Raw genomic sequence first — 12820 nt, forward strand, 5'->3', positions numbered from 1 at the left:
GATTCCTTTTTTAGATAAAAAACTGTAAAATAGATTGTTAACTAAAATTATTTTACAATGCCTACCAAGAGTAGCGACCCCGTTTTTCAGCTGATAAAATCGCTGACGCAGTCAGAAAAGCGTCATTTTCGACTGTTTACCAATCGGCAGGGCTCCACGGATGGCCTGAAATTCCTTCAGCTGTTCGATGCCTTCGATGCCCAGGAGCAGCCCGACGAGGAGCGCGTGCTGACCCAGGTGCCGGCCCTGAAGCGGGCACAGCTGGCCAACCTCAAGGCCAACCTGTACAAGCAGCTGCTGGGCAGCCTGCGCATCTACCACGCGGGCCAGAATATTGATATTCAGCTGCACGAGCAGCTCGACTACGCCCGTGTGCTCTACAACAAGGGCTTTTACCAGCAAAGCCTGCGCATGCTGGCCAGGGTAAAATTGGCGGCCCAACAGGCCGAAATGCCTCACGTAGCCTTGCTGGCCATTGATTTTGAGAAGCTTATTGAGTCGCAGTACATCACGCGCAGCTTGCAGGGCCGGGCCGAGTCGCTGGCGGCCGAGGCCACGGCCACCGCCGCCCACCTCAGCCAGCAGCACGCGCTGTCCAACGCTTCGCTACGGCTCTACGGGCTGTATCTGCAAGCCGGCCACGCCCGCAACCAGGCCGACCACGAGCGCTTTACGGCCTATTTTCGGGCGCATCTGCCGGCGCAGCTCGGGCGGGCCAGCGGGTTTTGGGAGAAGCTGTACTTTTATCAGGCACACGTCTGGTATCATACTATCAACCAGGACTTTCGTTCCTGCTACCGCTACGCCCAGAAGTGGGTCGATTTGTTTGAGCAAGCGCCGCATCTGAAAGAGAGCCAGACCATGCTCTACATCAAAGGCCTGCACAATGTATTGGCTTCGCTTTTCAATATGCTGTACTACAGCCGCTTTATGGAGGTGCTGCAAACCCTGGAAGACTTTGCCGCCAACCAGACGCGCCGCGCCACGCCCAATACCGAGATTCTACTCTTTCAGTACATCTGGACCAACCGGCTTAATGCCTGCTTTATGGAGGCGCGCTTTACGGAGGGCGTCGAGATTATTCCTGAATTACTGGAACAGCTGGGCCAGTACAAGGCGCAGCTCGACCTGCACCGGACATTGGTTTTTTACTATAAAATAGCTTGTCTATATTTTGGCAGTGGCAGCTACCAGCAGGCCATCAAGTACCTGAACCGCATTATCGAGCACAAAGACCTGAGCCTGCGCGAAGACTTGCAGTGCTTTGCCCGCATCCTCAACCTGGTGGCGCACTTCGAGGCCGGCCAGGATGCCGAGCTGGAATACCAGGTGCGCTCGGTGTATCACTTCCTGGCCAAGATGGACGACCAGCAGCCCATGCAGGTGGAGGTATTCCGGTTTCTGCGGCGCGTGGGCCACGCGGCTCCCAGCCAGCTCCGCGACGAGTTTGTTCGTCTGAAAGCCAGGCTCGAAGAGATAGCCGCCCAACCTTTCGACCGCCGGCCTTTTCTCTATTTCGACATTATTTCCTGGCTCGAAAGCAAGATTTCGGGCCGCACCGTGCAGGAGGTGATGCAGCAGAAATTTCTGACCTTGAAGTAAGATTCAGTGGGTTCTCATCCAGGCGAAAAAGTCGTGGGCCACGCGGTCCCAGTTCCATTTCTTCTGGTCTACTACGCCGTTGGTGAAGCCCATAAAGTTGTGCTCCAGTTCGGGATAAGCGCGAAACGTGAGGTTGGTTTTGCCGGCCCGTATCATTTCCAGGCGCATATAATCCTCGAGCAGAGCCGAGCGGTCGCGGGTGCCGTAGCCCACGAAAACGGGGATTTTGCTGTGCAAAAAATCGTCGAGCGGCGTTTGGGTAGACGACAGCGAAGATACCAGCAGATGCGTGTCGCCCAGGCAGTTGTTTTCCTGGGGGCGGGCCACTATCTCTTTCCAGAAGGTAAAATTGTTCTCGGCGCCCACAGAATCAGCCTCTTGCCGGTTGCCGGAAATAACGGTAAGCATGCGGCCCAGCGGACTGCCGCTGAGGTATACCACGCGGCGCAGCGGCCCGGGGTGCCGCGCCAGCCGGGCCACCACGTTGCTGCCTTCCGAATGGCCCATCGCCGTTATCTCATCGGCCTGCGCCCAGGGCTGGCGGCTCAGGTAGCGCAGCACGGCCGCGTCGCGGGCCACGTAGTAGCCGAGGTAGTTACGCTGGCAGTAGGCTAGCGGGGCCTGGCCGGTTTTGGGGTCGAGATAGGCGTAGCCGGGCGTCAGACTTTTGGTGTGGGCAATTACGGGAATACCCGGCTTGCTGATTTCAACGAAATGATAGCGTGTCAGCAGCGTATCTATTTCGAAGGGTAGCATGGGGAAAGCGCCGCGCTCATCATACATGATGACGGGCTGCGGCGTCGAGCCCTGCACAAACAAGAATACAGGCTTGCGCGTTAGCTCCTCGCCCTTTTTCGAGAGTACCAGAATGTCTACTGTATCGCGCTGGTAGCGCATGCGCAAGTGGCGGTAGCCGAAGTCGGCGGGCGTTTTTGGCTGGGCGAAACCAGCGAAGGAGCCGAGCAGCAGTACGAGTAGCGGTAGTAACTTTCGCAAAGCGGTTCGGGAAATAAAAGTACTGCTCTATTGTGGAGCTAAAGACTGCCTGCTGCCTGCTTACGTTGCGTCCGTGCCCATTATGCCTACTTCTTTTGCCACTTGCCGGGCGCGTCGCTACGCCTCGTTGCTGCCGCTGTTGCTGCTCTCGCTCACTACCGCCTGCGGGCAAACCACTAAGCCAGCTACGCCGCCGGCCGTAGTCGTTGATTCGGCCACCGGTAAAGCCGATATGCCGTGGCTGCGCCAGCTGCTCGATAGCAGCGCCACGCTGCGCCGCCAGCAGGTGGGGGTTTCTTTGGCCGATGCCAATACCGGCGCGCCGCTGTTTGGCTACAACGAGGCCAAATACTTTACGCCGGCCAGCACCATGAAGCTGCTGACCCTGTACGCCGGCCTTACGCTGCTGCCCGATTCGCTGCCCAGCCTGCGCTACTTTTCGCGGGGCGACACGCTGTTTTTTCAGGGCACCGGCGACCCTACTTTTCTGCACGGCGACGTGCCTTCGCGGCGGGCCTACGCCTTTTTGGCAAGCCGACCCGAGAAGATAGTAGCCTACTGCGATATTGCCTGCGTGCCGGCTTATGGCCCCAGCTGGGCCTGGGATGATTTCAACTACTACTTCCAGCCCGAGCGCACGGCCTTTCCGGTGTTTGGCAACACGGTGCGGTTCTACGCGGCCGCGCCACTGGCAACGCACCGCTCGGGGCTGGCGGCCGTAGCGCCGGTGGTGCAGCGGGTGCGGGTGCTGCCCCGCGCATTTGCTCCGCTGACCGGACCGGCCGGTGAGGGCTTTCGCCTCTCGCCCGACCAGGATGACGAGATGCACGTGTTTCGGGCGCCGCTCGAAAACCGTTTTACCTACGTGCCCGGCAGTAAGCGCTGGGTGGATGAGGTGCCGTACCGCACCAGCCGTACCCTGCTGCTGCGCCTGCTGGGCGATACGCTGCGCCGGGCCATTGTGGGCACGGCGTGGCGCCCGCATCCGAGCCGCGACAGCATCCGCACGCTGCGCGGGCTGCGGGCCGACTCGCTCTACCGCCGCATGTTGCGCGTGAGCGACAACTTCCTGGCCGAGCAGCTTTTATTAATGACCAGCACGCAGGTGGGCTACCGCGACTCGCTGAGCGGGCAGCGGGTTATTCGGTATATAGTAAAAAATCAATTAAAGACACTGCCCGACCGGCCCGACTGGGTAGATGGCTCGGGGCTGTCGCGGCTGAACCTGCTCACGCCGCGCACCCTTACGGCGGTGCTGTGCCGCCTGCACCAGCAGCTGCCCGAGCCGCGCCTGCTGAGCCTGCTGGCGGCGGGCGGCGGCCCCGGTACGCTGCGCCGCCGCTATTTCGAGCCCGGCCCCCGAAGGTGACGTGGTTTTGGGGCAAAACCGGCACGCTCACCCACACCTGCAACCTGGCCGGCTACGTACGCTGCAAAAGCGGCCGCCTGGTGGCCGTTACGTTCTTCAACAACAGTATTCCGGGCGACGACCAAGCCACGCGCAATGCTATGCAGCGCCTGCTGGGCGAAGTACGGGCGCGGCTGTGAGCCGCCGGCTAGGTTACCCGCCGAAGTGCTTCGGCCGGCGACAGCACGTGTAGCTGGCTGGCAGAAAAGCCTTTGGGGTCGCGGGTTACGATGGCTGCAACTGCCGCGACTGCCAGCGCGGCGCTATACTGAATGCCATCCTCAAAATCGGCGAACCCCAGCTGTAGGGCCTCCTCGAGGACGTTACGGTCAACCGGGATGATATGCACCAGCCGGGCCAGCTTGAGGAGCTTATCAATGCGCTCGGGCGCAGGGTTGGTTTTGCGGAGCGCGTAGTAAATATGGCTGAACGATAGACTCGAAACATATAGCTTAGCTAAGCCGCGTGCGCCGGCTTCGAATAGCTGTAGTGTTTCAGCGCCAAAGGGTTCGCGCTGGATGAGAAAATCCAGCAGCACGTTGGTATCTACGAAGTAATGCTTCATAGACCATATTTCTGCTCCAGCGCCTCGCCCAACTCGGCCCGGTAATCAAAATCGGAGGGAGCTTTTAACGACCCATAAAGCTCTTGTACCAAAGTTGTTAAGGATTGCTGGGCTGGTGGCCGCACTGCGGCTTGCAGCAGCTCGGCCACCAGCGCGTCGAGTGGCTGGCCGTGCTGCCGGGCATAGGCTTCGGCGTCGCTGAGCAGCGACTCATCGAGGGTAATTACCACTTGAGACATTGGGTAGGCATACTGGTTGAAAAACTAAGATACGTACCTCGGCTCGGCCCGGCCCGGTGCCGGCCGAGGTACGGGCGCGGCTACAGCGTGAGCACGCGGGTGCTTTCTTCCCCGAACTGGCTGATGACCCGCACCGCTACGCGCCGGCCGGGCCGCAGCTCGATGGGATGCGAGCGGAAGCCGTAGAGCCGCTCCCAGGCGTCTTCGTCCAGCTCGATGCGCAGGGTTTGCTCGGCTTGCTTTTTGGCCGAGGCGCTGGCCTGACCATCGAGCCGGGCGCGCCACTTTTTGAACTCGTTCTTTTCGCCGCCGCAGAAGAAAACCTGGCGCACCAGGAAATTGGCGCCGTCGTAATCGTCGTCGAGCCTCCAGTAGACGATGTCTTCGACCGAGCGGGCGGCCAGGCGGTTGTTGATGGGGTCCCAGATGTCGAGGCCCTGTACTTCAACGGTGGCGGTGCCGGTGGCGGCGTCGCGCAGCAGCGCAATCTCGGGCTCGCCGATGGTGACGAACGAAGCGGCTTTCTTGTCTTTCTTCAGCAAGCCTTCCTGCAATAAGTCTTCGCCGATGCGCGCCCGCGTGACCTGAAACGTGCCGGCATTGGTGGTTTGCTCGCGGTTTTCGATGGCATCGTCGAAGGCGAAGCCCAGCACCACCAGCCAATCGGCGTCGCCGAGCTGGCGGCACTCCCTCACGGCCTCGTTGACCTGGGTTTTGCTCACGGTGCCGAAGCACGGGCCGAGCAGGAAATAGGCTTTGCGCTCGCGGCCCCCGGCATCGCGCCTGTAGCCCTCGGCGGGCAGGGCGGGCGAGGCGCGCCGCTCCACGCGCAGGAAGACGGCCTGCTCGTTCCGGGCCCCGTTGCGCACGCCCGAGGCCGTGAGGCCGGCAAACACCCGGCCCTCAAACTGGGCCTGGCTTTCCAGCTCTTCCGCGGGCGCTTCCAGCTCCTCGGGCGACACCGGGTTCAGGCTTTGCAGGGTTTCGACGGTGAAGGGGCCAGCCACGCGCAGGCGCCATGCAGCGCGAAGTACGGGCGTGGCTATAGCTTATTCGTATACGTCGCGCAGATTTGCTGCTATCTCATAGGCAACTCCCTGCGGGGCGAACAGGGCAAAGTGCTCGGTCCCGCAATCAATTTTCATTTCTTCTCGGCCGCGTAATGCCTGCTGGTCAATGGGCGTAGCTTGCCCGGCACTGCCCTTCGTTTCGACCACAAAGTACACGCGTTTGTCACCTTTGAGCACAATAGCCCAATCGGGCCGGTACTTGCCAAGAGGAGTCGGGATAAGAAAGCCTCGCGGCAGCTTAAAGTAAAAAGCTACTTGCTCGGCTTTGTCGCAGCTCTCGGCGAAGCTTTTTTCGGTGCTGCTGTCCACCGGAACGTAATTGTAGAGTGTACGGGCGGGGTTTTCAACTTCGTAGAGGTTAGTCAGGTATTGCTCTACTTCCTCGTCCTTGAAGAGCTGCATAGCATATTCCTCCCCGGCCAGCCGCTCGTACCGGATGCCCGCTACCTGCAGGCGGTTCAGAGTGCGACGGATAGCCCCAACTACATTGTCAAGAAACATCTGCGGGTTTATCAGCAGCTCCCCATAGCGGCCCGAGCGCTTGAGAATCTGGAAGATAGTGGGCCGGGTTACGTCTACTCGGCTTTGCAGATACCCGTACACGTCGGGCACAGGATAAGTAACCGTGTTCAGGGTCAGCTGAGTTTCGGCGGCCAGCTGGCCCGTAATACCTTCGTCGGTGTAGCTCAAGCGGGCTTTGCGGGCCTGGAGCTGGGGCGGGTGAGTAGGTGGGGTTTTATGGTGGTCCAGCAGTTCGGCTACGGCTCCGGCTATCAGCGCTTCGGTTTGGTACTCGACGCGGTAGCGGGTGCGGTGCTTAATGCGCTCCCAGATGGCGAAAAACTCCGGATAGTTGTTGGATGTCAGTTCTTTGCTTAGGCGCAATGTCCGGCGCTTGGCCGCGTTGCGGGTGCGGCCCGTAAACTCGACGCCGGTTTCTTCCTGAATTTCGCGCTGCAAGGCTGCTGAAAAGTCCTCATAACTTTCATTGGCCACTACAGTTAGCATATTTAGCGACTTATCCTGCACGCGCTGGCCGGTGGCATCCACGGGCAAGCGCAGGCCGCGCCCGATTTCCTGGCGCTTCTTTACGTCGCTTTGCGTTTCGTTCAAAGTACAGATTTGGAATACGTTGGGGTTGTCCCATCCTTCGCGGAGTGCCGAGTGCGAAAAAATAAATTGCAGGGGCTCGTCCTGACTCAGCAGCCGCTCCTTATCGCGCATTATCAAGGCATAGGTATCGCGGTCGAGGGTCGAGTCGCCACGAGTATCCTTGCCGGCCGGACTAGATTTATCCTGCGAGAAGTACCCATCGTGCACTTCCTTCGCCGTGAAGGGAATTAGTCCGGCATTCTCCTTTTTAGCTGCGTAGGTAGTAAAAATCTCCTCAAACCACTGCGCAAATTTGCCCGGAAGCTTCGTTTTGGTGGCCACGTCGTAGAGCCGGTAGTTGGCTACCCGGTCTACGAACACCAGCGACAATACCTTAATACCTTTGGGTTTGAGCCTCCTCACTTTCTCAAAATGCCATTTCACAGTGCGCTCCAACTGATAGCGCAACACGGCTTCGGTGAGCCCGCCGACATCCTGGCCCGCCACCACGCGTAGGTTGCCAGAGAAGGTTACGCTCTGCTCAGTAGGGTCTATCTCGTTTACAATGAAGCCCTCGCGATAGGTTTCGCGGTTGTTGCTTAGCGCATAGAGGTCGTTGCCCAGGCGAACGGTTACGTCTTTTAGACGCACGCCACCCTTCTCGTTGCTGTAAATGCTGAGCTTGGCTGTAAGCGTGTTTTTAGCCTTTTCTACGTGTTTGAGCCGAACGAACGCCGCGTTGTAATTGCCATCGGCTGTAATGCCGTCTACTTCAATCTGCTTTACGAGCCCCAGGTCATAAGCCTGCACGGGGTTGAGGGAATATACAAGGTTGTAAAACTCCTTGTGCGTAGCCGAGTAGCGCAGTGTGGCCAGCGGTCGTAACGAAGCCAGGGCAGCCTTACGAAGGTCAGAATCCAGATTTTGCGGCTCGTCTACTACCACAATTGGCCGCGTGGCTTGCAGGTATTCAATAGGCCTGACTCCGGTTTCGCGGGGCTTGTTGATAATATTGGTATCCTTGGTAAACGAGTCGATATTGATGACCAGAATTTGCAGCGCGTCGCTCACCGCAAAGTTGCGAAGGGCAGCCAGCCGGCCACTATCATACACTTCGTAGCTAACCGGCGGGTAGCCGAAAAGCGCCTGCAAGTGGTCGTGGGTGATTTGTAGTGACTTCCACACGCCTTCCCGAATGGCTACGCTCGGCACTACAATGACAAATTTGCGGAAGCCGTAGGTACGGTTCAGCTCATAGATGGTACGCAGGTACACGTACGTCTTGCCAGTGCCGGTTTCCATCTCCACTGTTAGGTTGAGTGGGAGGCTGTCGGCGTCCAGCTGGCCGGCTGCGTTGCGAAATGCGCATGGCACTAGCGCATCCGACAGCGGCAGTTTCTGGGTAGCCTGGCCGCACCGAATATTTTCGAGCAGCTGGCCGGCGGCCAGAACCAGCCGATTGGCAATTCCGGTTTCCGTAAAGGCGAGCGAGCCGTCGCCCAGCTCGGTGCTCACCGATACTTCCAACGGCGCCTTACTCAGCGGCTGGCCTTCAAAAGCGGCTACTACAGCCTGAATGGCATCCTGCTGGTATTCCTGGCTGGCGTCAAATTGCAGTTTCATAATTAATATAGTGCTGTTTGCCAGATTTTTATATAAAAGCCTGCCGTGACGAGCGCCGCGGAGCAGTTGCCTCAAGCCGAGCTGTTAACGAGTATAAATATATTATTATAATGATTATAAATTAGTATTTTATAGCCCGGTCAGCTCTCTAAATCAGTTGCAGCGTCACGCCGGCGTCGGCCAACTGCAAACGGGCATTGCTGACCTGCTCGTCGGGGTTGTCGCCGCCGAAAAGGCGTCCTGGTATCACTAGCCGCTGTGGCCGTTCGGCCACGGCGGCTGCTATCACTGCGGGGTTGATACCTGCCAGGGCCAGCCACACCAGGCCATTGGCTACGTCGTGCACTTCCAGTCCTCCCAGGCTGCGCCGGGTTACGGCTACCGATAAGGGGAGAATATCGGCGCTGCCTCCCATCTTGAGGAGCAGTTCCGTGAGCATGGCTTCGTCGCTCACTGCTTGGCGCAGGGGCTCCTGAAACAGCTCCAGTTGGGAAAGTATTTCCGAAGGGCCCGTTACGTTGGGTCGCCAGGCCCGGAAATTAGAATAGTCGAGCCGGTAAGCCCTAAAGCCTAAATCCTGAATGTAGCTGCTTGAATCTAAAGGTAATGTGTTTGCCTGCTTCTGACGTAAAAGCTCGCCAGCTTTCGCTAAGCGTTGTTGCGTAATTTGGGCAATGTTATTGAATTTTATTCGGCTGCCTTCTATTCTTTCAGCCATTTGAACTAATATAAACCGCCTGTTTCCTTTGCTTTCCTCATTTAATTGATAAACGGCTTGCCCTGTGGTGCCACTGCCCGCAAAAAAGTCAAGTATAATATCGCCACTAACTGTAGTAATATTCAATAAATGTTTAATTAGAATGGAAGGCTTAGAGTGAACGAATACTTTAGGTCCCAGCATGGCTGCTAGTTCAGCAGTACCATCTTCATTTAAACCATGTTCACTCCACCAAGAATCGGCTTTAAGACGAGTGCTTTTGCGGTCCCGTAAAAAGGATTTTTGCACTGGTGCAGTCAGTCCTTTAGTACCAAAAATTATTCTTCCATCCTTAATTCGGGTCTTTACCTCAGTTTCGTTAAATACCCAATAACGTCCTTCGGGAGGATAATACGTTATCCCCGTTTTCTCATTGAAGATTGGAAAATAAGGACCTTCGTGATTGGCAGATAAATCGGAAGTTGTCCAAGCGCCCCGCTTGTCTTTATCAGGATTTTTATAAGTTTTCCGCAAGTATTCTTCCGTCATGGGAAACCCGAGTAAGATATCTTGTTTGTCAAACTTTCGCTTGGCATAACAGAGGATGTAATCATGTACCGGAGGAATGTCGCCTACGTTATTACCATTAGTTTTCTTTTTCCAAATTATTGTTCCTACAAAATTTTCCTCTCCAAAAATCTCATTCATCAATAAGCGCAGGTTATGCATTTCGTTGTCGTCAATCGACACGAAAATCACGCCGTCTTCGCGTAGCAGATTGCGGCTCAGATACAGGCGAGGCCACATCATGCTTAGCCAGGCCGAATGGTACTGCCCACTTTCCCGAGTGTTCTTTTTCCAGAGGTCCTGCTTGTTAAGAAAGCCATTTTCGTCGCGCTGCCCAATGGCTTTCTCGTAGTCTTCGCGCCGTTCACCATAGTCGTCCGGGTACACGAAGGAATCAGACCCGGTGTTGTAGGGCGGGTCGATATATATCATTTTTACCTTGCCAAAGTAGCCTCGCTGGAGTACCCGTAGCACTTCGAGATTTTCGCCCTCGATAAAAACATTGCCAGTAGTGTCCCAATCTATCGACTGTGAGGGGTTAGGCAGGAGCGTAGCAGTGGTAGAACGTTGCACTTCGCGTCGAGCGTCAGCCTTGCCAGCCCAGCGCAACTCATAGTGGTCTGGACCAGCAGGGGCCAGCGCATCGGCGGCCCCGAGGGCGGCTCGCAAGCGGTCAAAATCTACGCGCCCTTCGCTGACTACATCTGGGAAAAGCTGGTGGAGCCGGGCAATGTTTTCGGCGGTAAGGTTGAGGCTGCGGCCATCCATGGATTGAACCTTGTGATACAAAAATGATTCATAAAAGGCTCGAAAGATAGGATATGCGAGACGAAAAGCGCAAAAAAATGAGACAAAAGCGGTCGGTAACCCGTGCCACTTTTGTCTCACTCAGTTTAGTCCACATATGGCGAAGCAGCATCGCGGGGAGGTCATCCGGGAAGCCGTGCTCAAAAGCGGCGTAAAATTTTCGAGCCTGTACCGCAAGCTTGGGATTAGCCGCCCCACGCTCTACCGTCGATTTGAAGACCCTAACCTGGACTTCGACTTCATTAAGCGCGTCGGCGATATTATCTACCACAACTTCGCCGAAGAGTTCAAAGAGCTAGTACCCGCAACTGCTCTGGAACCTATAATTCCTTATCAACTCGACAGTCTGGACGATTGCAAAAACAAGCTCCTGCACGTATATAGCCTGTATGCCGATATGGTGCAGCGCTATAATAACCTGCTCGCCAGCCGCGAAGAAGCTTAGCCACTACCCCACCAGCGGCCCCCGCATCTCGGGCGCTTTCCGCAGCTTGGTTGCCTGCTCGTAGGCGTAGCCCAGGCCCAGTAACAGGCCTTCGGACCAGGCTGGCCCTACGAGCGACAGTCCCACCGGCAGGTGCTGGGCCTGGCCCATCGGCACAGTGAGGTGTGGATAGCCCGCCATGGCGGCCGGCGACGAAAAGTCGAGGCCCGACGAGTAGTCGCCATTCACCAAATCGATGCAGCCGGCCGGGCCGGTCGTGATGCCGATGATGGCAGCCAGTTGATTGTCGTGCAGAATTTTGTCCAAGATTTTGCGGGTGCCGCCCTGCGAGCGGGCCAGCGCCGCCTGGTACTTGGCGCTGCCGAGGCCCTCGGTTTTTTCGGCTGCCTCCAGGGTTTCCTGCTGGAAAAAGGGCATTGCCTTGGCGGCGTTGGCCTTGTCGAAGGCAATGACGTCGGCCAGGGTTTTTACGCCCGCATTGGTGCCCGCCAAGTACTTGTTTACGCCGTCTTTAAACTCGTAGAGCAGCACCTGAAACTCGGCGTCGCCCAGGGCCGCGACCGGCTTGGCTACGTTTATTTCCACAATGGTAGCTCCCTGAGCTTTCAGCACTGCCAGGGCTTTTTGCAGCAACGCCACGGCATCGGAAGTGCCGGTAAGGTGACTTTTCTCGACCCCCAGGCGCTTGCCCTTCAGGGCGTTGGTATCCAGAAACTTGGTGTAGTCGGGCGCGGCGTGGGCGGCGCTGCCGCGAGTGACGGCATCGGCCGGGTCTTCGCCGGTGAGCGCCGCCAGCAGCAGGGCCGCGTCGCGCACGGTGCGGGCCATCGGGCCGGCCGTATCCTGGGTGGCGGAAATCGGAATGATGCCCATGCGGCTGAGCAGGCCCACCGTGGGCTTGAGGCCTACCAGGCCATTGACCGAGGAAGGAGACACTACTGAGCCGTCGGTTTCGGTGCCGATGGCCACTGCGCAGAGGCTGGCCGCCGCCGCCGAGCCCGAGCCGGCGCTGGAGCCGCTGGGGGTGCGGTCCAGAATATAGGGATTTTTAGTTTGTCCGCCGCGACTGCTCCAGCCGCTGGTGGCGCGCGTCGAGCGGAAGTTGGCCCACTCGCTCAGATTGGTTTTGCCGAGTACCACGGCCCCGGCCGCCCGCAGCTGTTTGACGATAAAGGCGTCCTGCTTGGCGCGGTGCCCGGCCAGGGCCAATGAGCCGGCAGTGGTCTGCATCTGGTCGCCGGTATCGATATTGTCTTTTATCAATACCGGGATGCCGTGCAGGGGGCCGCGCACCTTGCCGGCCTTGCGCTCCGCGTCGAGCGCATCGGCCAGCTTGAGGGCATCGGGGTTGGTTTCGATAACGGCGCGCAACGTGGGGCCTTTCGCGTTTACCGCTTCGACGCGCTGTAAATACAGCTCGCACAGGGCCCGCGAGGTGTGCCGGCCGGCCTGCATATGCTGCTGCAAATCAGCCACCGTGGCTTCGAGCAGCGGAAACGCATCGGGGGCGGCTGCCGGGCCAGCGGCGGTTGCATCGGTAGTGGGCTGGCCGGTGGGCGCGCTATTCGAAGTGCATTGCGCCAGCGAAAGCGTGGTGAGAGCGGCGCCGGCCAGCGAGCCGTTGAGTAGAAAAAGGCGGCGATTCATGAGGCTAAGAGGTTAAGCCGACAAGATAGCGCACCCTATTATTAGACAACGTCATGTTAAGC

At 57.9% G+C, this 12820-nt stretch carries 11 protein-coding genes; 4 read left to right on the forward strand and 7 right to left on the reverse strand.

Annotated features, from left to right (window positions below):
* Positions 1-57: 57 nt before the first annotated feature.
* Entirely contained in the window at positions 58-1602 is a 1545-nt protein-coding gene (locus tag GKZ67_RS00160) for a hypothetical protein (RefSeq protein ID WP_173240574.1), read from the forward strand.
* A 3-nt stretch (positions 1603-1605) separates the two neighbouring features.
* On the opposite strand, the gene GKZ67_RS00165 is transcribed toward GKZ67_RS00160, so the two are convergent.
* Positions 1606-2598: an alpha/beta hydrolase family protein gene (locus GKZ67_RS00165; protein WP_173240576.1), complete on the reverse strand. Its 993-nt coding sequence runs from the start codon at positions 2596-2598 to the stop codon at positions 1606-1608.
* An 82-nt stretch (positions 2599-2680) separates the two neighbouring features.
* On the opposite strand from GKZ67_RS00165, the gene GKZ67_RS00170 reads away from it, so the two are divergent.
* Together GKZ67_RS00170 and GKZ67_RS00175 are read left to right on the forward strand one after the other, a co-directional pair.
* Entirely contained in the window at positions 2681-3967 is a 1287-nt protein-coding gene (locus GKZ67_RS00170; RefSeq protein ID WP_173240578.1) for a D-alanyl-D-alanine carboxypeptidase, read from the forward strand.
* A complete protein-coding gene (locus tag GKZ67_RS00175; protein WP_173240579.1) occupies positions 3964-4146 on the forward strand; it encodes a D-alanyl-D-alanine carboxypeptidase in 183 nt (60 codons plus the stop codon). The genes GKZ67_RS00170 and GKZ67_RS00175 overlap by 4 nt, the downstream gene beginning before the upstream one ends.
* Positions 4147-4154: 8 nt before the next feature.
* Here GKZ67_RS00175 and GKZ67_RS00180 read toward each other — a convergent pair whose 3' ends face one another.
* The 5 genes from GKZ67_RS00180 to GKZ67_RS00200 form a co-directional block, all read right to left on the reverse strand.
* Positions 4155-4571, reverse strand: coding sequence for a type II toxin-antitoxin system VapC family toxin (locus GKZ67_RS00180; protein ID WP_173240581.1), 417 nt, complete (start codon positions 4569-4571; stop codon positions 4155-4157).
* On the reverse strand, positions 4568-4810 hold the full coding sequence (locus tag GKZ67_RS00185; RefSeq protein ID WP_173240583.1) for a DUF6364 family protein: 243 nt from the start codon (positions 4808-4810) through the stop codon (positions 4568-4570). The genes GKZ67_RS00180 and GKZ67_RS00185 overlap by 4 nt, the downstream gene beginning before the upstream one ends.
* 80 nt (positions 4811-4890) lie before the next feature.
* Positions 4891-5817 (reverse strand): hypothetical protein, encoded by a 927-nt coding sequence (locus tag GKZ67_RS00190; RefSeq protein ID WP_173240585.1) that lies wholly within the window; start codon positions 5815-5817, stop codon positions 4891-4893.
* 42 nt (positions 5818-5859) lie between these two features.
* The gene (locus GKZ67_RS00195) at positions 5860-8595 is read right to left on the reverse strand and encodes a DEAD/DEAH box helicase family protein (RefSeq protein WP_173240587.1); all 2736 of its coding nucleotides are present in this window, start codon (positions 8593-8595) and stop codon (positions 5860-5862) included.
* A 148-nt stretch (positions 8596-8743) separates the two neighbouring features.
* Positions 8744-10648: a site-specific DNA-methyltransferase gene (locus tag GKZ67_RS00200; protein ID WP_173240589.1), complete on the reverse strand. Its 1905-nt coding sequence runs from the start codon at positions 10646-10648 to the stop codon at positions 8744-8746.
* A 115-nt stretch (positions 10649-10763) separates the two neighbouring features.
* Between GKZ67_RS00200 and GKZ67_RS00205 the strand changes: the two genes are divergently transcribed.
* A complete protein-coding gene (locus GKZ67_RS00205) occupies positions 10764-11111 on the forward strand; it encodes a hypothetical protein (RefSeq protein ID WP_173240591.1) in 348 nt (115 codons plus the stop codon).
* 3 nt (positions 11112-11114) lie between these two features.
* Here the strand turns inward: GKZ67_RS00205 and GKZ67_RS00210 are convergent, their stop codons facing one another.
* Positions 11115-12758, reverse strand: a complete 1644-nt coding sequence (locus GKZ67_RS00210) for an amidase (RefSeq protein ID WP_173240593.1) — start codon at positions 12756-12758, stop codon at positions 11115-11117.
* Between the last annotated feature and the right edge of the window lie 62 nt (positions 12759-12820).

The sequence above is a fragment of the Hymenobacter sp. BRD67 genome, from assembly GCF_013256425.1.
Lineage (GTDB): Bacteria > Bacteroidota > Bacteroidia > Cytophagales > Hymenobacteraceae > Hymenobacter.